The following is a 25,064-nucleotide window of genomic DNA, read 5'->3' as shown; positions in this document are numbered from 1 at the left end:
ATAAAAATGTAACAGAATGTAAATCGATTTGTAACATTTAAGAGAGATATTTGTCCCCGCAAACAAACATAAAGTGTGAAAAAAGATGCATCTTATCAAAATTTCTTGACTAATTTATTGTCTTTACGGAGGCAAGCTGTTAAATAATAAAGGCACTGAATAGAAAGTTCGTTTAGGAGATAGGTTGTTATTTCATTACTTCGTTCATTACTTGATAATTAAAATCATATAAAATATGAGTAAATATTCTGTAGGAAGGGGAAAACCCTTAAATAATTTTATTTATAGATTAAAAATCAGGAGAATAATATTACCTTTATTTTTCTTTTGTGTGCTGACTTACCATGCCTATGCCGACAATAATATTTCTTCGGTAAAGGCTATTCAACAATCGAAACGTATTAATATTACAGGAAAGGTTACCGATGCATTTAACGATGCCCCTCTTCCGGGTGTCAATATTGTAATAGCGGGCACTGCCGATGGAACTATAACCGATATTGATGGAGTTTACGAGTTGTTGGCGAATGAGGGCGATACATTGACATTTTCATTCATTGGTTTTGAAATGCAAAAAGTTGCAGTCGGCAAAGTCCGGATTATCAATATAAGACTTTCAGAGCATTCTGAAATGTTGGAAGAAGCTGTAGTTGTTGCATTCGGAAAACAAAGAAAAGAGAGTGTGGTCTCATCTATTACTACGGTTAATACGAAAGACCTGAAAGTTCCGTCGAGTAATTTAACCACGGCACTATCGGGAAAAATGGCAGGCTTGATAGCATATCAAACTACAGGCGCTCCTGGTGATGAGGATGCTCAGTTCTTCGTGAGGAGTGTGACTTCTTTTGGCAGCGGATTGACGTCACCCCTTATTTTAATAGATAATATTGAAATGACATCGCGAGACTTGTCTCGTCTGAACCCTGATGATATTGCCAGTTTTTCTATCTTAAAGGATGCCTCGGCAACTGCGCTGTATGGAGCAAGAGGTGCAAACGGAGTCGTCTTAGTGACTACTAAAGAGGGGAAAAAAGGAGCAGTTAATGTGCAGTTTCGTGTTGAAAGTTCGCTCTCAACGCCCACTACAAAGGTTGAAGTGGTTGATCCTGTATCTTTTATGGAATATTCAAATATAGCGAGTTTGACACGCCACGGCGAGCTAACCTATTCACAAAGTAAAATTGACCGCACACGTGATCCGAACAGAAATAAATATGTATACCCTGCAGTCGATTGGAAAGATATTTTGACAAGAGACTACTCGATGAATCATCGGGCAAATATCAATCTTACCGGTGGCGGAGACGCTGCTACGTATTATGTCGCCGGATCTTTTTCGCAAGACAATGGCATATTGGAAGTTGACCGTACCAATCCTTTTAATTCCAATATCAATTTAAAGACATACGTCATTCGTTCCAATGTGAACCTTAATTTAACACGAACATTAGAAGCGAAGGTGAGAGTAAATGCTAATTTTGAGGACTATACGGGTCCTATCGGTGAATTCGGGAGTGGAGGCGCCAATACATACGGAAAAACACTGATCGCTAATCCTGTTTTATTTCCGCATGTGTATGCTCCGGATGAAGAAACGCAATATGTCGACCGCATCCTTTTCGGCAATTACTCTGATAATGAGTACGGGGTTGGCTCTGATCTTTATATCAATCCTTATGCCGACATTATGAGAGGATATGAAGATGTAAGAAATAACACCCTTTTAACGCAATTGGAATTGCATCAAAATCTGAATATGATTACGAAAGGGTTAACGGCCCGCTTCATCGGAAGTGTCACACGCTATTCAGGGTTCAATATTCGACGTAGTTATAAACCCTTTTTTTATCAATATATTAAGGGAACATATGATCCTGATAATTCTTCTTTCCCTTATGAATTAGCGGTTCTAAATCCTGAAGGTGGTTCCGATTTTATTGATTATAGTTCCGGAAACAAATACGTCAGATCAAGTTATTATGGAGAAGGTGCCATTTTATATAACCGGAACTTCAACAATAAGCATGATGTTGGGGGACTTCTGGTCGGCTCCATCAAAGAGAGTATGGATGGTAGTCCCCAAAATCTAGACACTTCTTTGCCATCACGGAATGTATCCTTTGCGGGACGTTTTACTTATGGGTTTGCTCAGAAGTATTTCGCGGAATTTAATTTTGGTATCAATGGTTCGGAACGTTTTGATCCGGCGCATCGATGGGGATTTTTCCCGTCGGTAGGTGCAGGATGGCAAATATCGAACGAAAATTTCTGGTCAGGGTTAAAAAATAGTATTCCTTCTCTCAAACTCAGGGCTACTTATGGTTTGGTGGGTAATGACGTGATCGTTTCTGCTCAGGATCGTTTCTTTTTCACATCGAATATTGACTTGAACGGACCTTCGGCAGGTCGGTTCGGAAATAACCCGAATGAAACCTTTAGCCGTCCGACGGTGAATATTTTGCGATATGCTAATCCCAACATCACATGGGAAGTATCTTATAAAACCAACTTGGCAATTGAATTGGGATTATTCAATAATAATTTAACTTTTATCGGTGAGCTTTACCACGAAAAACGTACCAATATAGTACAATTTAGGCCTGACATTCCATCCACTATGGGTTTGGCCGGCAATATCAGAACCAATTATGGGGAAGCTGTTGGTAAAGGAGTCGATTTAACATTGGATTTTAATAAAGCATATGCTAATTCAATGTGGTATATAATTAGAGGCAATTTCACATACGGTACCGCAGAAATCACGCAATATGATGAATTGGATTATTCTGGAATTGCTCCATGGTTGTCTGTTGTGGGACAGAAAGTTGGACAACAACGCGGATATGTCGCCGAACGATTATTCATTGATGATGAAGAAGTGAAAAATTCGCCATTACAACAGGTTACCAGTGGCATGGGAGAATATCAGGCGGGGGATATAAAATACCGGGACATCAATGGCGACGGGATTATCAATTCGTATGATATTGTACCGATGGGGTACTCATCTACGCCTGAAATCCAATATGGATTCGGTGGTTCATTTGGGTATAAAAGTTTCGATGTGTCTCTCTTCTTTCAAGGCTCTGCCCGATATTCTTTCTTCCTGGACGCCAATAAAATGTCTCCTTTTGTGGAAGTCTCTTCAGGAGAGAAAAAGGGGAACAGGGCGATGCTGAATTTTATTGCTGAAAGTGTGTGGACAGAAACCGACAGGGATATTTATGCCAAATGGCCCCGCTTGTCGCCTGATGTAGGTTCCGCTGCCATCGGAAACAACAATAATTTTGTAAGAAGTAACTATTGGATGCGGTCCATTGGCTATATGCGTTTAAAATCAGTAGAAATCGGATACACAATACCGGAAATAAAAGGTGTGAGTACGAGGTTCTATGCAAGCGGAACGAACTTGATAACATTTTCCAATTTTAAATTATGGGATCCAGAAATGGGCGGAAATGGGTTGGCGTACCCTTTACAACGAGTCTTCAACTTGGGTCTTCAACTTAATTTTTAACATTAAAAATAAATATAAAATGAGAAAAGTATATTGTTATTTGATGATCATCTTCCTATTTTCTTTTTGGGGATGTAATGACTTTCTTGATATTTTACCGGATGACAAGCCCGAATTGAAAGATGCTTTTAAAGATAAACATAATGCTGAGAAATATCTGTTTACGTGTTACAACAGTCTTCCCAATTTCGTTTCTCCCATGAATACATTGGGCATTTCCGGAGGAGGGGATATCATCTATTCCGAAAGAAATATCGGAGGGGGATTGTCCTCAGGGCCTCCTGCACCCATGATGGCCTTTCTAAAAGGCAATAATGCAACTGATCCTTTCATGAATTTTTGGGACGGACTCAATGGAGCACCTAAAAACTTATGGGAGGGAATCAGACTTTGCAATGTTTTTTTAGAGGAGATATTAGTAGAAAACGGAGGTCCACGGGATGTTGACGAAATAGTTAGAGCCCGATGGATTGCAGAGGTGAAGACAATCAAAGCGTATTTACACTTTTATCTTCTACAGCTTTACGGGCCAATTCCAATTATGGACCAAGCGGTACCTATTTCCGAAAAAGGAGATAAGGTGAATGTTTACAGGGCTCCGGTTGATGAAGTAGTGGAATATATAGTGAACACGTTAGACGATGCGATAGAAGATCTTCCGACGATGAACGAGTTGGATGTTGTCAGTGAATTCGGTCGATTTACCAAAACCATTGCATTGTCCATTAAAGCGAAAACATTGATCTTAGCCGCCAGTCCGATCTTCAACAACAACAATTATTACAAAGGTTATAAAGACAAAAGAGGCGTTGAACTTTTTCCGACAGGCGATAGCGAAAAGAGATGGGAAAGAGCGTTGGAAGCCTGTGACATTGCCTGCCGTTCTGCCGAGGAAGAAGGCGCAAAGATTTTTGTCACAATTGATGGAGGAAACAATGCCATCAGGGGAATTAATATTACCAATATCAATGACACCACTAAAGCAATGGTAAGCCTTCGGCAGGCCGTGACAGAATCATGGAACCCTGAAGTAATATGGGCTATCAATGAGAGCACCACGATACTGCAGAAATGGAGCACCATGTTGAGTAACGACGAATGGTTTAATTTGGCCGGATCTGGAGGGTCAGATATCGGGCAACGCCACGCGCCTACCTTGAATGTCGTCGAATTATTTTACTCTTCAAACGGAATTCCAATTGAGGAAGATAGTGAGTGGGAAAACAATGGATGGTATCAAAATAGATACAACACTCAACTCCCAGATGAGGAGCACAGCAAATATTTCATCAAAAAAGGGCAGGAAACAGCCATTCTTCATTTTCACCGCTCATTACGTTTTTATGCATCCGTGGGATTCGATGGCGGAATTTGGGAAGGAAGAGAAAAAAGCTTGACTGAAGCATCATTCCCTAATATGATGAGACACATGGGTAGCGGATACAAACATGCCGAAACGTATGGCGGTTACCCTTACTCCGGTTATTTGGCAAAAAAATTAAGCCACTTGAAAACAACTTATACCGAGAGCCGGGTCACTTTAATACGGGAAGACTATTCTTTCCCGATTATTCGGTTGGCCGATATGTATTTGTTATTGGCAGAGTGCTTGAATGAAGTAGGAGGCCCCGAAAAGACCGATTCAAAAGGGCATAACGCTTTTTTCTATTTAGACCAGATCCGGGCGAGGAGCGGGATGGAAGGTGTGGTTGAGAGCTGGAGCAAATATGCTTTAAGCAGGTATAAAACCAAACCTAAAGACATCAATGGTTTAAGAGATATTATCCGCCGGGAGCGTTTGAATGAACTGGCGTTTGAGGGACATTTTTATTATGATGTTAGAAGATGGCTATTGGCTGAGGAAATGTTTAATAAGCCCATATTAGGTTGGAATAAAGATGGAGAAAACAAGAAAGATTTTTATAATATACGGGTGTTATTGCAGCCACGGTTTTCAATGAAAGATTATCTGATGCCCATCCGGACAAATTCATTATTGCAGAATCCCAATCTTGTTCAAAATCCGGGATGGTAGTTGGTGAGGATATTAGTTAAAAAACGCAAGATAAATGAATAAATATATACATTCTTTTTTAATTGCAATGATAAGTTCATTGCTGATGGTTGCTTGTGTGGACTCTTATATGGGGGTAGAGCAAGTAAAGACTAATTCGGTCAAACCGGAAAAAATCACGATCAAGGAAATTATTCCGAAATCTGGTGCGTTAGAGATCTATTTTACGCTTCCAAAAGGGAATCCGAATATTACCCAAGTAGTAGCTTCCTACGTCAATAAACAGGGGGAAAAAGTGGAGTTTACCGTTTCAAGGTATAGCGCCTTTATTTTGGTGGAAGGCTTGACCGGGACTGAGCAGGTGACCGTAGAGCTGGTCTGTATCGACTCAAGCGGGAATAAATCGGATGTTACTGTGGTGAAAGCCGCGCCATTGACTTCGCCGATAGAACTCGCGCTAAATACAATGAAAGTACAACCTGCCTTCGGCGGAATTAAAGTGGAATGGAAAAACGAAAGGGCTAATCCGTTTATCATTCACGTGCTGGTGGAAGACTCTTTGCAAAAAGGTGTGGTTTCGTTTATGGAAGATCCCTATAAAACAATTTATACCACAGACTCCGTCAACACCTTTGCCTATATCCGTCAATATCCGTCGGTTGAAAAAAAATTCGGTTTTTCGGTATCGGATAAATGGGGAAACAGGACAGACACGTTGATTAGTTTTTTAACTCCTTACAAGGAAGAAGAAATTGATTACAGTCACATAAAAGCCGTTACTTTTTATAATCCAACAATTTATGCAGGAAGCCGCGATTACGGCATATATGGCGTCAACCCTACAACTGGTATTCAAAATGATGGAAACGCCCATGGTACGGCCCATGTTCCTCAAACAATTTTTAATAACATAAGAACCGGGAATCAATTCTATGGATATAAATTTGTGAAAAACCTCTCCGATTCTGATCCTGCAAATCGAATCATTGTCCACAATTATTACCTGACTTTTGATATGAACATGAATGTACGGTTGAGCCGGGTTTTGATATATCCTCGGACCGGTCTCGTTTATACCTATAAAAGATCCAGCCCGAAACGCTTTCGAATATGGGGCACGAATGATGCCAATAATGAAAGATGGAAGAAATTTCCGGAAACCTGGACGTTAATAGGCGAATACGTAGGAAAAGATCCCGTGGATACAGATAATCTCACGCCTGAAGAAATTGAATATTTCAATAATAATCAAGAATATTCGATCAGCGAAGGGAATGTGAATCCGGATGCGCATCCAACGGAAAGTTTTCGTTATATGCGGCTTCAGTTGATGGAGACGTACAACAAAAATGAAGCTTTCTACACGATTAATGAATTCCAAATGTATGGAGAAGTGTTAGAGTATTATTAAATAGAACCAATAATAAATAAATTATGACTAAATATATATTCAGAGTAGGGACTCTGTTATTCCTCTTCCTTATAATAGGTTGTGACAATGCCAACGATCTGTTGAATCAGTATATTAAGGACGGGCCCATCGTTTATGCTGCAAGAGTAAATGAACTGAATACACAGTCGGGCTATTACCGGTTTAGAGTGAATATTTACCCAGCCGAAGACGTAAACCGATCGTATTGTGTCTTGAATTGGAATATGACAGAAGGAAGCAAAGACTCTGTAAAGATCGATTATAATCCGAATTATTTTGACGACAAACAGGGATGTTATTATGCTTTTATTGATATTCCACCCTCTGCCGGCATTCAGGGAAATCTGGAAATTCATGCCCAAAATGTGGATATATTTGGTAATAGATCTCTAATAGAGACAGGAAGCGCATATATTTACGGGGAAAGTTACGTGTCGTCTTTAATAAACGCACAAATTCGTATTTCTGCTGCAGCGGATGAGGTCATTTTTGAACCAAGAATCGGTGCGGTAGGGAACCTGTTAAGTTACGAACAAAATAACGGGCATTTTACTGAAGAAGTTTTTGTAACCGAAGACAGTCATACGTTAATCAACGCCAAAGCCGGCGGGATAGTACGGACCAAAACCAGGTACCTTATCAATGAAAGTGATATTGACACCCTCAATGTGACAAGATATTTGGAAACAAAGATTCCCCAAGTTCCATAGACTTCGCTTAATTTTATCAATTGCAACGGATATGAAACGATTAAGACCGGGAGCTGTTACCTATGGCTTTTTTGTGTTTTGCAAAGGTCCGTATATTAAAAATAATAACCTAAAATAAGGAGAACAATATTTATATGAATAGGATAATTTTATCTGCTCTACTGATCATAATGGCCATTACTATTTCTTGCCAGCAACGTTTTTATAAAAAAAACGATTATAAGAACATCGACAATGAAGTTGTTCAAGAAGCTGCTAAAACAATGTTGCAGTTCAGAAAAACATCCCCGTTCTTATTAGACAATAATAGATTAATACTTTTGAATAAGTTCCAGGCTTATTCCGATAGTTTAGTTAACACCACATTTAAAGAATATCTAAATACTCCTGAAAAGGAATCGGCCAACATGGAAAATACAATACCCATGTTATATTTTTATCGAGAGGCTTTCGACAAAGTACTTTATGAGGTAAAAAACGCCAAAGTCCAATACGGAAGTACTTTGGTTTGGATGCTGTATAATATGGGGTTTGTGGTTAAAACACCTTCCGGCTGTTTCGGAATCGACATTGACCATCGATTGGCAGAACAATTGGAACCTTATTTGGATTTCCTCTGCATAACTCACAAACACGGAGATCACTATAATACCAAACTAATGGAAGCTATGACCAATCATGGTAAACCAGTGTTGTCGAATTTTTACAAAGAAAGTGAAGAATACATTTCAACAATACCCACAAGTTATAAAATTGGAAATTTCACAATTCGTACCGATATTTCAGACCATCTGACCAACCCAAAATTACCGAATTTCGTGACGGTATTCCGTATTGAGTGTAGCGAAGATGCCGGAAATTTCTCTATGCTCCACTGTGGAGATTCAGGCTTCAATCCGAAACATTTTATGAATGTGCAGGGGTCCGTAAACATGGTCGTCCTTAGGTGGGGAGAATCCCGGGAAAACAATATCCTGGGTACGGGTGAGGGGCAAGTAAAACCTGACTACGCTGTTTTATCCCACCTGATAGAATTAAGGCATAAACCCTATCCTCATGGTCAAGCGTCCATTACCAAAACACTTGAGCATCTTCCTACAGTGAAATGCAAAAATACGATCCTGCCATTTTGGGGGGAGATGTTGATATGGAAAAATGGGAAAATGAAAGCCGGATAAGTTTCGTGAGTCAATTTTTTCATCTTTTTACTTTGAAATCCAAATAAATACTTCTAATTTTGGGTTTTTAAAACCGTTGAGAAATGTCACGTAGGGAAGAATTGCTGCAATATGTTTGGAAATTCGGCCTTTTCGACCGTTCTTTGATCGAGACCACCGAGGGAGAAAAAATTGAAATTATCGACGCAGGGCTACTGAACACTGATGCAGGCCCTGATTTTTTTAATGCGAAAATTAAAATCGGGAACACCTTGTGGGCTGGGAATATTGAAATCCACCACGCTTCCGATGAATGGAAAAAACATGGTCACCACACTGATAAGGCGTATAATTCGGTGATTCTGCATGTCGTGGAAGAAGTGAACTCGGACGTGCGTAACCAAAAAGGGGAAGTCATTCCGCAATGTGTGATTAAAGTTCCGGAGGAGGTGCGCGAAAATGCGGAGTATCTGTTGTATGCCGACGAAAAAATACCGTGTAAAGACTCTCTTTCCCTGTTGGATAAACGGCTTCTTCACGCATGGCTCAGTGCGCTTACCATCGAACGGTTGGAGCGTAAAACGCAGGATATCTTTGCCCATCTGAAACGATTTAATAATTCGTGGGATGAAACATTTTATGTGTTATTGGTAAGGAATTTTGGCTTCGGATTGAATTCCGATCAGTTCGAACGTCTGGCGCTAAGCCTGCCGTATAATTATATTCAAAAACATGGCGACAGCTTATTCCAAATAGAAGCGTTGCTTTTCGGGCAGGCCGGATTGCTCGAAGAAGGGCCTGTCGAAGAGGATTATTTTCTGAAACTCAAGAATGAATATGCTTTTTTGAAGAAAAAATATCTCCTGAATAATTTGGATGGTTTCGTTTTCAAAAAACTGCACGTCCGTCCGAGGGCCTTTCCCCAGATACGCCTCGCGCAATTGGCCGCACTCTTGCAGAAATCCGGACGACTTTTTTCGGTCGTGCTCGAACAGCAGGACTATCCTCAAATGCAGTCCCATTTCCAAGTAAATCCTTCAGATTATTGGCAAACCCATTATTCTTTTGGTAAAAGCTCCGTGAAATCTGCCAAATATCTTGGCGCCGCCTCTTTTCATATTATCTTAATCAATACCGTCGTGCCGATACTTTTTGCTTACGGTAAGAAAACCGCCGACGAAGCCTATTGTGGGCGGGCCGTCGACATGCTCGAATCGGTGAAACCGGAAAAAAACAGCATTATCGATCAATTCCGGGAAGCGGGGGTAATTCCCGAACATGCCGCCGACACACAGGCGTTGATCCAATTGCGGAAAGCCTATTGTGAGCCGCGTAAATGCCTTTATTGCCGCATCGGGCACGCAGCCCTTTCTTCCCGGAAAGTTTCGTCCCCGTCTAACGGATTCCCGCCCGTTTGAGCGCTCATATAGAGGCCTTTCGTCCGTTAACCCGTATCAGGCGGTTAACGGAGTAATAAGAATGAAAAACATATTTTTATTATTTTTCTTAGCCCAATTCCCTAAAAGTAGGTAAAACATTGTATTTTTGTGGCGACGATGATTTCTGACAATAGGTTTCGACAACAATGCAACAAGTCTTTCAGTATATACGATATGGCTTTTGGGCCATTACCTTTTTCGCGTTCGTCTATTCGTGTGCGAACATGGCTTCGCCTTCGGGTGGGGAATACGATGTAGCTCCTCCTAAAATCAAGAGGGCGAATCCCGATTTCAACGCGTTGAATAGTTCAAAAACGGTCGTCGAAATCGAATTCGATGAAAATATAAAAATCGAAAGCCCTTCCGAAAAAGTCATTATCACGCCCCCGCAACAGAATATGCCGGTTATCAAATCGGTAGGGCGGAAAGCCGTCGTTGAGCTCAATGATGAATTGCTGCCGAACACGACCTATACCATCGATTTTACCGATGCCATCGTCGATAATAATGAAGCGAATCCGCTGGAAAACTTTGTCTATTCTTTTTCTACGGGCGATCGGCTCGATACCCTTGCCGTTTCCGGAAAAGTGTTGACGGCCGATAATCTCGAGCCGGTTAGCGGAACGTATGTGGGCATTCATTCCAATTTGAATGACACGGCCTTCACACACGTGCCTTTTGAACGTATTTCGCGTACCGATTCACGGGGCAATTTTACGGTTCGGGGAATGGCGCCGGGATCGTATAAAATATATGCCTTGAATGACTTAAACAGAGATTATAAGTATGATAATCCGCAGGAGGCCGTCGCTTTCCTCGATTCGATCATTATTCCTTCTACCATGCCTGCCACCCGGCAAGACACGATTTTTAAAGATAGTGTGACGATCGATACGATCAAGACGGTGGCTTATACGCGTTTTTTGCCGGATAAACTATTGCTTCGGTCGTTTTTATCGGATTTTCAACGGCAGTATTTACAGAAGCATGAACGTCCCGAAGAGAACAAGATGGTATTGTATTTTGCCGCCCCCACCGCTCCTCCTTCTTTTGAATTGTTGCAACCCGTTGTGGAGGACGATCATTGGTATGTAGCGGAGAAAAGCGCCAAAAACGATACCTTGACTCTTTGGATAACGGACTCTTTACTCTATAAGCGGGATTCGCTCTTGATGCGTGTGGATTATACCCGTACCGATTCTTTGAATAAAAATTTTATCGATACCGATACGTTGAAGTTTAACATCCGGAGAGCCCGCCCCAAATCCGAAAAAAGGAAGAAAAAGGAGGATGAAGAAGAGCCGATCCGTTTCTTGAACATTCAACATAATATTCAGTCTACGTTTGAAATCTATAATCCCATTCGTTTTGAATTCGAACAACCGGTTATCCAGTTCGATTCTTCGCGGGTTCATCTTTCGCAGGAAGTGGATTCGGTCTTTAGCCCCATCTCTTTTCAACTGAATTCCGATTCGTTAAATCCTCGGAAGTATATATTAAGGCATAAATGGGCGCCGGGAGGTAAATACAAGTTGACGGTCGATTCCGCGACTGTTTTTAGCCATTATGGTCTTTGGAACAATACCCTCGATGAGACATTCTCCATCAAAACGCTGGAACAATATGGAAATCTCTTTTTCCTGATCTCCGGCTTGCCCGAAGGAAAAACCGCTTATGTAGAGCTCCTAGACAAATCGGATAAACCTTTTCGTAAGGTACGCGTCAAAAACAACGAAGCGCATTTTTGGGACCTGAACCCCGGACAAGTATATGCCCGTCTCTTCATTGATGATAACGAAGATGGCATATGGACTACCGGAAGTTTCGAAAAAAAGCGTCATCCTGAACCCGTATATTATAATCCGAAGATGTACGAAATAAGAGCTTACACCGATCACGAAGAATCGTGGAATTTACTGGAGAAGGAGGTTGCCGAACAAAAGCCTTTGGAGATTACGAAAAATAAACCCAAAGAAAAAAAGCGGAATCAGAATGTCGAAAGACAACAACAGCAACAACAGCAGCAACAACAACGGGGAGCCTCTTCCGGAACAAATTCAAGTACTTCTTCTATGCGGCAACAATCACTAAATCGATGATCGATAAGAAAGTGTCTAAAACAATTCTTGAATAAATTGAAAATGAATAATAAAGCAATAAGTATAATCCTTTTTATTTTATGTCTTTCTCCCGCGTTACTGCCTGCTCAATGCAAAGTGGTGAATAAGGCGTTTAAGAGCGGGGAGCATATTCGGTATGATCTTTATTTTAATTATGGGCTGATAAAGGCAAAAGCCGGCGAAGGATCGCTTGTTATTTCCGATGCAAATTATAAAGGAGTAAGCGCCTATAAAACCACCATGTTGCTGAATACGTCGGGGCTCGCCGGTAATTTTTATACCGTCAACGATACGCTAACGTCTTTTATTGACAAGGACTTAAGGCCGTTGTTTTTTACAAAAGGCGCCTTCGAAGGAAAGGATCACTCCCTCGAGCATCAATCGTTTGCTTACGACGGAGATCAAATCAAAATCAGGGCGATCCGTTATTGGAACGGAAAACAAAAATTCGATGAAACGGTGACTACCGGCGACTGTACGTATGATTATCTTTCCGTATTATCTTTTATGAGAAATCTCGATTTCAGCAAAATGCAACCGGGCGATCATCATCAAATTCAGTTTCTTTCCGGAAAAGATATTGTGAATATGGCGGTAAATTATCTGGGGATAACGACTTTTAAAGCCAATAATGGAAAAGAATACGAGGTGATTCGCATTACGCTTTCGGTTTTCAATAACAATAAAGCGTTTACGGATCAAAAAGAACCGATAAAGGCTCTATTGACCAACGACAGCAACCGTATTCCCGTGGTCATCGATACGGCCTTGAAAATAGGGACGATACGTGCTGTGCTTAAAGACGTGTCGGGTACAAAAAACTTATAAACTTTTATTTATTAATTATTTTGATATGAATAAACAAATGCTGCGTATTAGCTTGGTCTTTTTTCTTTCCATGTTATTGTCCGTTCCTTTAATGAAAGCGCAAACGGGCAATGATCCTTATGTCATTCTTGTAGAATTCACCGTCGATGAAAAAAATAAGAGTCAGGTTGTCGAACTCCTTTCGGAAGTTCAACAGCAAACGCTGGATAATGAAGAAGGCTGTTTGGTGTACGATATTCTTTTGAGTGAAGAAGATCCCACCAAGATTTTTCTCTATGAAAGTTATGAAAGCGATGCTGCGTATAAAATACATTCCGGCAGCTCTTATTTTAAAACGATTGTCGAAAAGCAAATAAACCCGTTATTAAAAGGGTCTAAGATAACGAAAGTCACCCCGGTGGTTTCCGATTCAGCACTCTTGGACGAAGAAGTCTAAAGGATTCCGGCCTCTTCGAAAAGGCGGGCATACACCGTTGCTTTTTCAATGAGCGGTTTGGGATATGCCCTCGAAGAAGAAGGCATCCGGTAAAAATGAAAAGGCCTGCCGTGGTACGTTATTTCGATAGAACGGCCTACGGCGGGCCCTTTGTATAATTCCGGCAACAGCCATTGAAGGGTTTCGGTCGCTTTTGCCCCGGTTGTTACCAGCGTCCGGCACAAAGGAATTTCGGCTACTATCTTTTCTAAATCGAACGGCTTCACCACTTCCAGAAAATTATCGGAGGCATTCTGTTTTTTGCGAATGACTTGCCGGGCAGTGTCGGTAACGGCGATTCCCTTTTCCGTTAAAAAAGAAACAATCCGTTCTTTGTCGAAGGAGGTCTTTTCTTCGTTTAGAAAAGAATCTTTATCGTTGAAAAAAATCAATCCGAAAATACGCCACATGTCATTTTGGAAATTCGGATAATAAAAATCCATTTTCCACTTTTGCCTGGGAGGCGGAAAACTGCCTAATAACAATAAGGTGGCATTTTCCGGCACAAAAGGCTTTAACGGATGCGTTTCTATTTCTAATTCCTTCATCATACGTTATAAACAAATAATATTCGACACAAAGGGATGCTTTATGTGTATATCCCGTCAAACCGCGCGGAGCGGATAGACCGGGTAACCAATTAATCGCCACAAAGATACGGATTAAAAAGACAATAATTAAAGAAAATAATCTTTAATCATAGATTAAAAAACCAAAAAATTACTCGAAAACTCCTACCTTTGCCCTATAAAAACAATAATAGAAGCATGTCGGATCGATTTTCTTTATATGCAAAAATACCGGAGCCAGCACTTAGGCGGCTTCCCTGGTACCTGTCGTACATTAAACTGCTGAAAAAGCATGGACAAACCAATGTCTCTTCTACGCAGATCGCAAAAAAAATTAATGTGTCCGCTACCCAAATTGCAAAAGACCTTTCGTATGTCGATGTGAGTGGCAAAACACGAGTGGGCTATGATATCGATCAACTCATCGAAGTGTTGGAAGATTTTCTGGGCTTTAAGAAGACGCATAAAGCCGTGTTGTTCGGTGTGGGAAGTTTAGGTGCGGCTCTGCTGTCGGACTCCGGTTTGGAGCAATACGGATTGAAAATCCTTGCCGGTTTCGATGTCAATGAAACGATTGTCAATACGACCGTTCATGGCATTCCGGTGTATCATTCGGATGAATTTGTGGAAATAAACAAACAGATACAGGCCAGTATCGGCATTCTCACCGTGCCGCCCGATTTTGCGCAGGAAGTAGCCGATTATATGGGTATAGGAGGTCTTAGGGGGGTCTGGAATTTCACTCCTTTCCGCATTCGGGTTCCCGAGGGGATGGTTTTGCAAAACACCTCCCTGTACGCCCATTTGGCTGTAATGTTCAACCGGTTGAATACAAAATATCCCACTAAATAAAAACGGACTTTATGAAGATATTTGCCGTAGGGCTCAATTATCCGTCGCATAATCAGGAAATGAAGCACGTTTTCCGGAGTACCGAGCCGGTCATTTTTATGAAACCGGAGACCGCTCTTCTAAAAGACGGGAAGCCTTTCTTTCTTCCCGATTTCTCGCAAGACATACAGTATGAGACCGAATTAGTGGTCAAAATTTGCCGGCTGGGAAAGAGTATTTCCGAACGTTTCGCCCACCGCTATTACGATGAATTGACCGTGGGCATCGATTTTACCGCCCGTGATCTTCAAAAACGACTTAAGCAAAACGGATTGCCTTGGGAAATATCGAAAGGCTTCGACGGGTCGGCCGTTGTCGGCGATTTTATTTCAAAAGAGCAAGTCCCGGATGTACAACAGTTGTCGTTTCATCTGGATATCAATCATCAAACCGTTCAGCAAGGGGAAACCGGAGATATGATCTATTCCGTCGATCAAATCGTCGCGCACATCAGCCGTTTCTTCACGTTGAAGATCGGGGATTTGGTTTTTACCGGCACCCCGGCCGGGGTAGGGGGCGTCTCGATAAACGACTATTTAGAAGGGTATCTGCAGGAGACAAAAGTCCTTGCCTTTAGAATAAAATAATAAAAAGTGATCGTCATTGCGAATCCGATCCGCAATCCCCTAATAAAAGAAGGCTGTGCTAATTATGGGGATTCAGCGTTAAACGCGGAATGACCGGCTTTGGATATAGCCTCCGAAAGAGCACAACAAAAACGGTTCATCGCACAATAAAGCAATGATATACGTGTTCTATAATAACTCAAATACGAAAATCAAGTAATAATATGTATAGAAGAATAAGTTTTTTACTCATCTGTGCGGCTTTTTTATGGAAAGCGGATCCTTGTGCCGGGCAGGATTATAATCCGATACCGGTTGCCGTACCCTCGCTACAGATTGCTCCCGATGCGCGTGGCGGCGGAATGGGCGATATCGGCGCGGCGACCATGCCCGATGTCTATTCCCAACATTGGAATGCGGCTAAATATGCATTCGTAAAAAGTCCGAAAGGATTTGCGTTTTCGTATACCCCTTGGCTGAACAAGTTGGTGGACGACATTCATTTATTGTATGCCTCGGGATATAGGAAATTCGGGAATGAGGACTTGAATGCCCTCAGCGCGTCCCTCCGGTATTTCTCGTTAGGGCAAGTAAGCCTTTTCAATGAGAATACCGATTATATCATGGGCGTCTTTCCGAATGAGTTCGCTTTCGATATAGCCTATTCGAGGAGACTCACCGAAACGTTCTCCGGTGCGATTACCCTGCGGTATATCCGTGCCGACTATTCCGCCGGAAGCGACGATATAACGCCCGGCAACGCCTTTGCCGCCGATATTGCCGGTTACAATGAAACCTATCTGTATATGGGGCGGTCGGAAGCCCTTTTGGGGCTCGGCTTTTCGATTTCCAATATCGGAACGAAAATATCGTACGACGGCAATAACACGTCGATGTTTCTCCCGACAAATCTACGGTTAGGCGCTTCCTTGGCGTATCCTCTGAGCGATAAAAACACGCTTTCCATTAGTTTCGATGTCAATAAACTGCTTGTTCCCACCCCTCAGCTTCCGAAAGAAGAGGAGACCTCGGAAGAAGCCCAAAAGCGCATAGACGACTATTATAATATCTCTTCCATCGCCGGCATATTCAAATCGTTCGGCGATGCCCCCGGAGGGTTTAAAGAAGAGATGCAGGAGGTGATGTGGTCGTTGGGAGCGGAATACACCTATAATAATCAGTTTTCGCTTCGGGCCGGCTATTACAACGAGAACCAATATAAAAGCAACCGCCGCTATTTTGCCGTGGGAACCGGATTCCGTATTCAGGCATTTCAACTGGATGCCGCTTATCTGATATCGACGGCGCAATCCAATCCATTGGATCAGACCTTGCGGTTGTCGTTGGGCTTTGATATGGATGGTATTCGAAACTTGTTCAGATAATCCGCATGAATATACGAGTCGGTTTCGGTTATGATATGCACCGCCTGGAAGAAGGGCGCGAGTTATGGATAGGCGGCATTCAGCTCGACTATCCAATGGGTCTGCAAGGCCATTCGGATGCGGATGTGCTCATCCATGCCATTTGCGATGCTTTGCTGGGCGCGGCGAATTTACGGGACATCGGGTATCATTTTCCCGATACCGCCCCGGAGTTCGAGCGTATCGACAGTAAAGTACTCTTGCGTAAAACCGTATCGCTCCTCCGGGAGCAACAGTATGCCATCGGGAATATCGATGCGACCCTTTGCGCCGAGAAACCCAAAATCAACCCGCACATACCGTCAATGCAGGCCGTGCTGAGTGAGGTGATGCAAATACCCGTCGATGCCATATCCATCAAGGCGACCACCTCCGAGAAAATGGGTTTTGTGGGACGGGAAGAAGGCATCACGGCCTATGCGGTGGCATTAATCGAAAAAAGGTAAGATGTTTTACGGTACCCGGTTATTCAGAGGGGTTGAGCGAAAATTGCATGCGAAAGGATATGGAATACATTCTCCTTTCGCTTTTGCATTCATCACCGGTGTCATTTACGCTGATGACACGTACTATGCTTTCTCCGATATTCCGTCTGTTTTGGAGCGGAATGCCCTTGAAGAGGCCTTAACTGTAAATGAGAACAACCGCCTTTCCTTTCGGGTCGTCCGTTTTTTTAAACCCCGCTCTGTGTTGGAGATCCATTCCGGTTACGGAGTCAACAGCTTATTTATTACGGCGCCCGATAGCCGCATTCATTGTGTGTCGGTAGAAGAGTCGCCGGAAAAAAGAGCTGTTGCAAACCAACTGCAAAAAGAGTGGGGCAGAAGCATTACTACAGAAACCGCTCTTTCCTCGTTGAAAGAGGAACCTTACGATCTGATTTTTCTGGATGCCGGTCGCGGCGCTTTGCCTCCGCTCGATACCCTGTTCCGCTTTAGCCACGGGAAGACGGTATGGGTGATTCATGGGATAACCGGTAAAACGGCTAAACTTTTTTGGAAGAATATCGTTAATCATGAAAAAGTAACGGTTACGTTCGATAGGAAACAAACCGGCATTGCCGTGTTAGACCCTTCCTATCATAAATCGAACTATTTCATTTAGAAACTGTTTAAATTTCTTCCTATTCTTCGCCTTCAAAAAGTTTCTTTTTGAATCGCGAAACATATTTAAACGGATTCTTAAAATAAAATCTCATTTAAAACGATGAAAAAGAGTTTAGTATATACAAAAACAGGCGATAAGGGCAAAACCTCTTTAGTCGGCGGTACACGGGTTTCCAAAACGCATATCCGGTTGGAGGCTTACGGTACGGTGGATGAGTTGAACAGCTTCATCGGCTGGCTCAATGGCAGCATTCAGGACGAAGAGACGCGGAACTTCCTTTTATTTATCCAGCATAAGCTTTTTACGGTAGGCTCTTATCTGGCTACCGAAACCGAGCAGATAGAACCCAAAGCGGCCAGCATCATTACCCGGGAGAATGTGGCACGTATCGAAGAGCAAATCGATAAGCTGGACAGCGAGCTTCCGCGGTTGACCCGTTTTGTGTTGCCGGGAGGAAGCGAATCGGCTTCCAGAGCCCATATTTGCAGGACGATAACCCGCAGGGCGGAACGCAATGTGTATCGTGTGGCGGAAGATTACCCGATTTCGGATTTGGTATTAATCTTTTTAAACCGGCTTTCCGACTATTTTTTCGTGTTGGCAAGAAAAGAAAGTCAATCTTCGGCAAAAGAAATATATTGGGAGCAGGATAACATATAAAAAGTTTTTATACATTTGCGAAAAAATCAAATAATAACATCATAAAGGACGAACTATGTATTGGACACTTGAATTAGCTTCTAAATTAGAGGATGCTCCTTGGCCCGCGACAAAAGATGAGTTGATAGATTATGCACAACGTTCGGGGGCTCCCCTTGAAGTGATTGAAAATCTACAGGAAATAGAAGAAGATGCGGAGATATTCGAGTCGATTGAAGATATTTGGCCCGACTATCCAAGTAAAGAAGATTTTTTCTTTAATGAGGATGAATATTAAATAATCAGGGGGATTAAGCGAATAAAACAAAAAACCATCCGGACGAGTCCGGATGGTTTTTTCCTAAAAGCTGTTCTTTACAAGAGGAATCCCTTATATCAATTTATTGATTTTATCCGTAAAGGTCGATTTGGGGGCCGCGCCTACCAACTTATCCACCACGTTTCCTCCTTTAATGAAAAGAACGGTGGGAATGTTCCGTATGCCGTATTGGGAAGTGAGGTCGTCATTGTTGTCGACATCCACTTTGCCTACCACGATTTTGTCACCGTATTCCGAACTTATTTCTTCGATAATCGGTCCGATCATTTTACAAGGGCCGCACCATTCCGCCCAAAAGTCAATCACCACCAATTTATCCGTTTTTAAAATTTCATCCACTGTTGCGTCTGTAATTTGAAGAGCCATAATCAATATATTTTATTGTTTTAATTAGTTAATCCTAAAGTCTATAAATAAATTATTCTTCAGATAATCAATAAGCCGTTTGTCTACTTGAATGCGGGTAACCCGTGAAAAAAGTTGGACGCTCATTTTTGAATCTTCGCCTATAATCTGGAAATATAACAATGAATTTCCCGAATTGTTTTTTATAAGCGCCGATAATTCGTTCACCGTCGCATCGTTTATTTCGCTAAGGGGAATTTGTAAGGTGATTTTCGAAACCAGTTTGTCCTTTACGTCAGACAGAAGTTGAATGGACGCGATCTTCACTTCCAGTTCCTCCGGACGATAACGCTTCGGTTGCACTCTTGCGGTGAGGTAAACCGACAAGCCAACTCTGGCATAGCGGCCGAAATTCACACTCTCCTCGCCGAAAAGCGGCATTTCGAAACTTCCCTGATAATCTTCAATTTTAAAAATCGTGTAAGGCGATCCCCGCTTCGTTTGACCTTCCCGCACGGCCGTAATGATTCCGCCGAAGGTGATATCCTTTCCGTTTAACGATTCCAAGTCATTCAACTTCAACGTGTCGGCGGTACAGATATAGTTCAGGATAAATTCATAATCATCCAACGGATGCGCCGATAAGTAAATGCCGATAAGCTCGCGCTCTTTGTTTAATTTCTCGAGATCGGACCAGCGGTCGGTCTTAGGCACTTCGGGACGGGCGATTTGGAAAGATGTGTCGTCGCCGAACAAGGAATTGACCGCTTCATTTTTATCCTGTTGATATTTACTCCCGTACCGGATGAGGGTATCGATAAAATCTTCGCCCTTGCTGTTCTGCGCCAGAAAATGTTCTCTTCTGACTCCGGAAAAGGAGTCGAATGCTCCGGCTAAAGCCAAGGCCTCGATCGTTTTCTTATTACAGGAGAAAAGGTTGACCCTTTCCACAAAGTCGAAAATATCATTAAACGCCCCGTTTTTGGTACGCTCCTCCACTATGTCGGCGATGGCGCCCTGCCTGACGTTCTTGATAGCCCCCAACCCAAAGCGGATATCCCCCTTTTTGTTGACCGAGAAGTTCGTAAACGACTCGTTTACATCGGGAGAGAGCACACTGATCCCCATGGCTTTGCATTCGTCCATGAATTTGGTGATCTCCGTGATGTTGTTCAGGTTGTTGGAAAGCACCGAAGCCATGTATTCCGACGGATAGTTGGCCTTCAGCCAGGCGGTTTGATAGGCGACCCATGAATAGCAGGTGGCATGCGACTTGTTAAAGGCATACGAAGCGAACTTCTCCCAGTCGTGCCAGATCTTATCCAAAACCTTTTCCTGATATCCGTTTTGTTTTCCTCCCGCGAGGAACTTCTCCTTCAAGGAATTCATCTTGTCGATGAGTTTCTTTCCCATGGCTTTACGCAACTCGTCCGACTGCCCCCGGGTGAAATTCGCCAACAATCTCGACAGAAGCATCACCTGTTCCTGGTACACGGTAATGCCGTACGTCTCGCTGAGGTATTTCTCCATGACGGGGATGTCGTAAGAGATTTCTTCCCTGCCGTGCTTACGGGCGATGAAAGAAGGAATGTAGTCCATCGGGCCCGGTCGGTAGAGCGCGTTCATCGCAATTAAATCTTCGAACTTCGTAGGCTGCAATTCTTTCAGATACTTTTGCATCCCCGCCGATTCAAACTGGAACGTGCCGGTGGTCTTTCCGTCACTATATAGTTGATAGGTTTTGGTGTCGTCCATAGGGATGGCGCTCATATCGATCTTTTTGCCCGTGGTCGCCTGAATGTTCTTAACCGCGTCTTTGATAATCGACAAGGTTTTGAGCCCGAGGAAGTCCATTTTGATAAGCCCCGTCTCTTCAATCACCGAGCCTTCATATTGGGTAACCAAAAGTTTCTCTTTCGTCTCTTTATCCTCCGCGGTACTGATAGGCACCACATTCGAGATGTCGGTTTGGCCGATAATCACCCCGCAGGCATGCACGCCCGTGCTGCGGACGTTTCCTTCGAGCATCCGCGCGTATTTGAGCGTGTTTTTTATCAGCGGATCGCTGCTGTTGGCCGCTTCATTGAGTTCGGGAACATATTTGATGGCTTCGCCCAGCGTAATCTTTTTCACATTGGGAATCCGGTCGGGAACGAGTTTGGCCAGCCGGTCCGATTCGGAGAGCGGCAACTTGTGGACGCGCGCCACATCGCGAATAGCTGATTTCGTCGCCATCGTGCCGTAGGTAATGATATTGGCCACTTTTTCGCTTCCGTATTTATCGATCACCCACCGAAGCACGCGGCCGCGGCCTTCGTCGTCGAAGTCGATGTCGATATCGGGCATGGATATACGGTCGGGGTTGAGGAACCGCTCGAACAGCAAGTCATATTTCAGCGGATCGATGTCGGTGATCCCCAGGCAGTAAGCCACCGCCGATCCTGCGGCCGATCCGCGCCCCGGGCCAACCGCCACGTCCATTCCTCGGGCGGCGTTGATAAAGTCTTGAACGATGAGGAAATATCCGGGGAACCCCATGTTCTTGATCGTGTTCAATTCAAAATCCAAGCGCTCTTTGATGTCGTCCGACATGTTTTCGCCGTACCGCTTCCGGGCGCCTTGCAGGGTTAAATGCGTCAGGTAGTCGGCCTCGAGTTTGATACGGACCACCTTATTATATCCGCCGAGGCGATGGAAAATGTTTTCTCCGAATTCCTTTTTCAGCTCTTCTTCCGGATATTTGGCCTTATAGCCTTCTTCCGTTCCGAATGAATCGTCGATGGGATAAAAAGGCATCATCGGGGGGCTGTCGATGGAATAGAACTCCACTTTGTCGGCAACTTCCAACGTGTTGGAGAGTATTTGGGGATGATCCGGGAAAATGGCGTTCATTTCCTGCGTAGTCTTAAGCCATTCCTGTTTGGTGTATCGCATCCGGTTGGGATCGTCGAAATCCTTTCCCGTGCTCAGGCAGATGAGGCGGTCGTGCGCATCGGCATCTTCCTCGTTTACAAAGTGGACGTCGTTGCTGGCAATCGCTTTTATTTGATATTTTTCGGCGATGCGCAGCAATTCTATATTGACCTTTTCCTGCTTGGGATACGTCGTTTGGTCGGCATCCGGGCGATCGGTTTTATGCCGTTGCAGTTCGATGTAATAATCGTCGCCGAAAATACCCTTGAACCATTGCACGGCTTTTTCGGCTTCATCGATTTGTCCGGCATCTATTTTGCGCGATATTTCCCCACCGAGGCACGCCGATGAAATAATCAATCCCTCGTGAAATTGCTCCAGTAACTCCTTGTCGATACGCGGGCGGTAGTAAAAACCTTCCGTCCAACTTTTCGAAACGATTTTAATCAGGTTTTTGTATCCTTGCAGGTTTTTCGCCAATACGACCAAGTGCCAGCCGCTGCCGTCTATTTTTTCCGATTGCATAAAGCGGTTGCGGCGGGCTACATAACATTCGCATCCGATGATCGGCTTAAAGAGTTTCTTTTGCGTTTGGACGAGGGTATCTTGCCGTTCACTGATTTGCTCGGGCGATGCGCCCTTTTCTTTCAGCGAGTCGATTTCTTTTCTTAAATTTTTGATTTCCGCATTGACCGGAGCATTTTTTTTCGACACGTAGTTGACGAACTCTTTTATGCCGTACATGGCCCCGTGATCGGTCAGCGCTAAGGCTTTCATGCCGTCTTTCATGGCTTTGTCCACCAGCCGCTGAATGCTGGCCTGGCCGTCGAGCAGGGAATATTGAGAGTGAACGTGTAAGTGTACGAATGGTTGCATTTGTTATCGAGTAAAATTCTTTTGGATGCGATTTCCTGCAAATATAAAGAAAAATGAGGGGAGTTTTCGATAAAACAGACCGAAGTTATCAACGATTTTTTTTATCTATGGGTTTTTGTGAATCGCGAAGCGGTATCAAAAAACACCCTCTCCGCCCGTTCCCGGCTCATTCCCCGTGGTCCGAGGGGACCGTTGCGGCAGTCACATCTCTTTATGTTCCATTCGAGAGGAGGGAAACGTCCGGAAAATAATCCCGGCGGGCGGATAAATAATCTGCGGACTTTTCTGTAATTTTGTGAATGGATCGTAAATGTACGCATCATGATAAATATATTGATATTGATCGATTGTTCTCCCGGCTTCAGCCGCCGTTTCCTGGGCGGGTTGAGCCGTTATTCGAATGAAAACGGCCCCTGGAATTTATATTATTTGACGCCTTATTACAAGAACTTATCCGGCGAAGGAGGAATCCTCCAACGCATCCGCGAGCAGCACATCGATGCCGTTATCGTACAATGGGAATATGAGGATTTCGGGTTTCTGGAAAAGCTCGACATCCCGGTATTTATTCAGAATGGCCGGGAAGCAAGCAGCCGGTTTTCCAAAATCGCCGGAAGCGACCCGAACTCCGGGAGCATGGCGGCACGGTTTTTTATCCAAAAAGGGTTTAAGAATTTTGCATTTTACGGAAACAACAATTTCTTTTGGTCGAAACAACGGGCGGAAGGATTCCGGCGCGAAATACAACAAAGCGCGGAGCATTATGCGTATTTCGAGTCGGAGGAATTGCATGGAGCGGAAGGGGACGGAAAACAGATCGATCTGAATCGTTGGCTCATGGCGCTTCCCAAACCCGTCGGCGTGTTCGCCTGCGACGATATTTTCGCCTTGCAGGTGGCGGAGATATGCAAAATGAACCGGATCGACATCCCGAACGAGGTGTCGTTGTTGGGCATCGATAACGACGAATTTATCTGTAACTTATCCAATCCTCCCCTTTCGTCCATCGTTATCGATGATGAAAAAGAGGGATATACAGCCGGAGAAATGCTGCACCGTTTGATCAGGGATAAAAGCAACGAGCCGTTTACCATTGCCGTAGAGCCTCTCCGGATTGAGTTGCGGCAATCGACCGGAAAATATGCGGTGACGGACCCTTGCGTGTTAAAAGTTATCGATTATATCGACGAAAATATCGCCTCGTGTTTGTCGGTTGAGAGGCTGACCGAATTAGTGCCGCTCTCGCGGCGTACCCTCGAAATACGATTCCGGAAAGCGATGGGGATATCGGTACATCAGTTTATCATGAAACAAAAGGTCGATTATATCGCCCGGTTGTTGCCGGGGTGGGATAAAGATTTGATCGATATTGCCTTGGGGGTAGGGTTTAAGGATGTACGGAGTCTATTCCGCCTGTTCAAGAAATACAAAGGTTGTACGCCTGTGGAGTATCGGAAAAAGTTTTTTAACAAGTAACCCGTTCCGTTAACGCCTCGATTATCTAACGGATTCAGGCCGTTTAACGGATAAAGCCGGCAAAAATCTGCGCATTTTGTCATTTTTTTTACGCATTCTGTCTTTCCCGGCTTGCCGGACCTTCCTATCTTTACCCTGATTTTTTCACCCGAAAAAACAGATGAAAGAATAAATTACCCGGTTTAGCAACCCGAGGGCTCCGGAAAGTATTTCATACGCGTGAAGT

At 43.5% G+C, this 25,064-nt stretch carries 20 protein-coding genes; 17 read left to right on the top strand and 3 right to left on the bottom strand.

Going from position 1 to position 25,064, the window contains the following annotated elements:
• The first annotated feature begins 235 nt into the window (after positions 1-235).
• The 9 genes from ABNK31_RS16410 (at position 236) to ABNK31_RS16370 (ending at position 13,653) form a co-directional block, all read left to right on the top strand.
• Complete coding sequence (locus ABNK31_RS16410; protein WP_418893505.1) at positions 236-3,517, top strand: SusC/RagA family TonB-linked outer membrane protein; 3,282 nt, start codon at positions 236-238, stop codon at positions 3,515-3,517.
• 19 nt (positions 3,518-3,536) lie between these two features.
• Entirely contained in the window at positions 3,537-5,552 is a 2,016-nt protein-coding gene (locus ABNK31_RS16405; RefSeq protein WP_418893504.1) for a RagB/SusD family nutrient uptake outer membrane protein, read from the top strand.
• Positions 5,553-5,586: 34 nt separating this feature from the next.
• Positions 5,587-6,942 carry a DUF5126 domain-containing protein gene (locus ABNK31_RS16400; RefSeq protein WP_418893503.1) on the top strand — a complete coding sequence of 452 codons (1,356 nt, stop codon included), beginning with the start codon at positions 5,587-5,589 and terminating at the stop codon, positions 6,940-6,942.
• A gap of 23 nt (positions 6,943-6,965) precedes the next feature.
• Positions 6,966-7,673 (top strand): DUF4998 domain-containing protein, encoded by a 708-nt coding sequence (locus tag ABNK31_RS16395; protein ID WP_418893502.1) that lies wholly within the window; start codon positions 6,966-6,968, stop codon positions 7,671-7,673.
• A 134-nt stretch (positions 7,674-7,807) separates the two neighbouring features.
• Entirely contained in the window at positions 7,808-8,851 is a 1,044-nt protein-coding gene (locus ABNK31_RS16390) for a hypothetical protein (protein WP_418893501.1), read from the top strand.
• Positions 8,852-8,934: 83 nt separating this feature from the next.
• Complete coding sequence (locus ABNK31_RS16385; RefSeq protein ID WP_418893500.1) at positions 8,935-10,248, top strand: DUF2851 family protein; 1,314 nt, start codon at positions 8,935-8,937, stop codon at positions 10,246-10,248.
• A 167-nt stretch (positions 10,249-10,415) separates the two neighbouring features.
• Complete coding sequence (locus tag ABNK31_RS16380; protein ID WP_418893499.1) at positions 10,416-12,368, top strand: Ig-like domain-containing protein; 1,953 nt, start codon at positions 10,416-10,418, stop codon at positions 12,366-12,368.
• 42 nt (positions 12,369-12,410) lie between these two features.
• A complete protein-coding gene (locus tag ABNK31_RS16375; protein ID WP_418893498.1) occupies positions 12,411-13,217 on the top strand; it encodes a DUF3108 domain-containing protein in 807 nt (268 codons plus the stop codon).
• Between the two features lie 25 nt (positions 13,218-13,242).
• Positions 13,243-13,653, top strand: coding sequence for a putative quinol monooxygenase (locus tag ABNK31_RS16370; RefSeq protein ID WP_321579000.1), 411 nt, complete (start codon positions 13,243-13,245; stop codon positions 13,651-13,653).
• Here ABNK31_RS16370 and ABNK31_RS16365 read toward each other — a convergent pair.
• Positions 13,650-14,243 (bottom strand): uracil-DNA glycosylase family protein, encoded by a 594-nt coding sequence (locus ABNK31_RS16365; RefSeq protein WP_418893497.1) that lies wholly within the window; start codon positions 14,241-14,243, stop codon positions 13,650-13,652. The two genes, ABNK31_RS16370 and ABNK31_RS16365, sit on opposite strands and share 4 nt — an antisense overlap.
• Positions 14,244-14,459: 216 nt before the next feature.
• On the opposite strand from ABNK31_RS16365, the gene ABNK31_RS16360 reads away from it, so the two are divergent.
• From ABNK31_RS16360 to ABNK31_RS16330, 7 genes are all read left to right on the top strand, one after another.
• Positions 14,460-15,113 (top strand): redox-sensing transcriptional repressor Rex, encoded by a 654-nt coding sequence (locus tag ABNK31_RS16360; protein WP_418893496.1) that lies wholly within the window; start codon positions 14,460-14,462, stop codon positions 15,111-15,113.
• 11 nt (positions 15,114-15,124) lie between these two features.
• On the top strand, positions 15,125-15,739 hold the full coding sequence (locus ABNK31_RS16355; protein ID WP_418893495.1) for a fumarylacetoacetate hydrolase family protein: 615 nt from the start codon (positions 15,125-15,127) through the stop codon (positions 15,737-15,739).
• 203 nt (positions 15,740-15,942) lie between these two features.
• Positions 15,943-17,103, top strand: a complete 1,161-nt coding sequence (gene porV / locus ABNK31_RS16350; protein ID WP_418893494.1) for a type IX secretion system outer membrane channel protein PorV — start codon at positions 15,943-15,945, stop codon at positions 17,101-17,103.
• Between the two features lie 5 nt (positions 17,104-17,108).
• Complete coding sequence (gene ispF, locus ABNK31_RS16345; protein WP_418893493.1) at positions 17,109-17,588, top strand: 2-C-methyl-D-erythritol 2,4-cyclodiphosphate synthase; 480 nt, start codon at positions 17,109-17,111, stop codon at positions 17,586-17,588.
• Between the two features lies 1 nt (position 17,589).
• The gene (locus tag ABNK31_RS16340) at positions 17,590-18,246 is read left to right on the top strand and encodes a hypothetical protein (protein ID WP_418893492.1); all 657 of its coding nucleotides are present in this window, start codon (positions 17,590-17,592) and stop codon (positions 18,244-18,246) included.
• Positions 18,247-18,348: 102 nt separating this feature from the next.
• Entirely contained in the window at positions 18,349-18,909 is a 561-nt protein-coding gene (locus ABNK31_RS16335) for a cob(I)yrinic acid a,c-diamide adenosyltransferase (RefSeq protein WP_418893491.1), read from the top strand.
• Between the two features lie 55 nt (positions 18,910-18,964).
• Positions 18,965-19,186, top strand: coding sequence for a DUF2795 domain-containing protein (locus ABNK31_RS16330; RefSeq protein WP_418893490.1), 222 nt, complete (start codon positions 18,965-18,967; stop codon positions 19,184-19,186).
• Between the two features lie 93 nt (positions 19,187-19,279).
• Here the strand turns inward: ABNK31_RS16330 and trxA are convergent, their stop codons facing one another.
• Positions 19,280-19,594 (bottom strand): thioredoxin, encoded by a 315-nt coding sequence (gene trxA / locus ABNK31_RS16325; RefSeq protein ID WP_418893489.1) that lies wholly within the window; start codon positions 19,592-19,594, stop codon positions 19,280-19,282.
• A 24-nt stretch (positions 19,595-19,618) separates the two neighbouring features.
• On the bottom strand, positions 19,619-23,362 hold the full coding sequence (gene dnaE / locus ABNK31_RS16320) for a DNA polymerase III subunit alpha (RefSeq protein ID WP_418893488.1): 3,744 nt from the start codon (positions 23,360-23,362) through the stop codon (positions 19,619-19,621).
• A gap of 321 nt (positions 23,363-23,683) precedes the next feature.
• Between dnaE and ABNK31_RS16315 the strand changes: the two genes are divergently transcribed.
• Entirely contained in the window at positions 23,684-24,838 is a 1,155-nt protein-coding gene (locus tag ABNK31_RS16315; RefSeq protein ID WP_418893487.1) for a substrate-binding domain-containing protein, read from the top strand.
• Positions 24,839-25,064 lie beyond the last annotated feature (226 nt).

Source organism: Limibacterium fermenti (assembly GCF_041902845.1).
Taxonomy (GTDB): domain Bacteria; phylum Bacteroidota; class Bacteroidia; order Bacteroidales; family Dysgonomonadaceae; genus Limibacterium; species Limibacterium fermenti.
This window is presented reverse-complemented; position numbering and strand designations above follow the sequence as displayed.

Excerpts from the sequence above, each read along its gene's own strand:
- ABNK31_RS16410 (WP_418893505.1), top strand. The coding sequence starts at position 236 with ATGAGTAAATATTCTGTAGGAAGGGGAAAACCCTTAAATAATTTTATT.
- ABNK31_RS16405 (WP_418893504.1), top strand. The coding sequence starts at position 3,537 with ATGAGAAAAGTATATTGTTATTTGATGATCATCTTCCTATTTTCTTTT.
- ABNK31_RS16400 (WP_418893503.1), top strand. The coding sequence starts at position 5,587 with ATGAATAAATATATACATTCTTTTTTAATTGCAATGATAAGTTCATTG.
- ABNK31_RS16395 (WP_418893502.1), top strand. The coding sequence starts at position 6,966 with ATGACTAAATATATATTCAGAGTAGGGACTCTGTTATTCCTCTTCCTT.
- ABNK31_RS16390 (WP_418893501.1), top strand. The coding sequence starts at position 7,808 with ATGAATAGGATAATTTTATCTGCTCTACTGATCATAATGGCCATTACT.
- ABNK31_RS16385 (WP_418893500.1), top strand. The coding sequence starts at position 8,935 with ATGTCACGTAGGGAAGAATTGCTGCAATATGTTTGGAAATTCGGCCTT.
- ABNK31_RS16380 (WP_418893499.1), top strand. The coding sequence starts at position 10,416 with ATGCAACAAGTCTTTCAGTATATACGATATGGCTTTTGGGCCATTACC.
- ABNK31_RS16375 (WP_418893498.1), top strand. The coding sequence starts at position 12,411 with ATGAATAATAAAGCAATAAGTATAATCCTTTTTATTTTATGTCTTTCT.
- ABNK31_RS16370 (WP_321579000.1), top strand. The coding sequence starts at position 13,243 with ATGAATAAACAAATGCTGCGTATTAGCTTGGTCTTTTTTCTTTCCATG.
- ABNK31_RS16365 (WP_418893497.1), bottom strand. The coding sequence starts at position 14,243 with ATGATGAAGGAATTAGAAATAGAAACGCATCCGTTAAAGCCTTTTGTG.
- ABNK31_RS16360 (WP_418893496.1), top strand. The coding sequence starts at position 14,460 with ATGTCGGATCGATTTTCTTTATATGCAAAAATACCGGAGCCAGCACTT.
- ABNK31_RS16355 (WP_418893495.1), top strand. The coding sequence starts at position 15,125 with ATGAAGATATTTGCCGTAGGGCTCAATTATCCGTCGCATAATCAGGAA.
- porV (WP_418893494.1), top strand. The coding sequence starts at position 15,943 with ATGTATAGAAGAATAAGTTTTTTACTCATCTGTGCGGCTTTTTTATGG.
- ispF (WP_418893493.1), top strand. The coding sequence starts at position 17,109 with ATGAATATACGAGTCGGTTTCGGTTATGATATGCACCGCCTGGAAGAA.
- ABNK31_RS16340 (WP_418893492.1), top strand. The coding sequence starts at position 17,590 with ATGTTTTACGGTACCCGGTTATTCAGAGGGGTTGAGCGAAAATTGCAT.
- ABNK31_RS16335 (WP_418893491.1), top strand. The coding sequence starts at position 18,349 with ATGAAAAAGAGTTTAGTATATACAAAAACAGGCGATAAGGGCAAAACC.
- ABNK31_RS16330 (WP_418893490.1), top strand. The coding sequence starts at position 18,965 with ATGTATTGGACACTTGAATTAGCTTCTAAATTAGAGGATGCTCCTTGG.
- trxA (WP_418893489.1), bottom strand. The coding sequence starts at position 19,594 with ATGGCTCTTCAAATTACAGACGCAACAGTGGATGAAATTTTAAAAACG.
- dnaE (WP_418893488.1), bottom strand. The coding sequence starts at position 23,362 with ATGCAACCATTCGTACACTTACACGTTCACTCTCAATATTCCCTGCTC.
- ABNK31_RS16315 (WP_418893487.1), top strand. The coding sequence starts at position 23,684 with ATGATAAATATATTGATATTGATCGATTGTTCTCCCGGCTTCAGCCGC.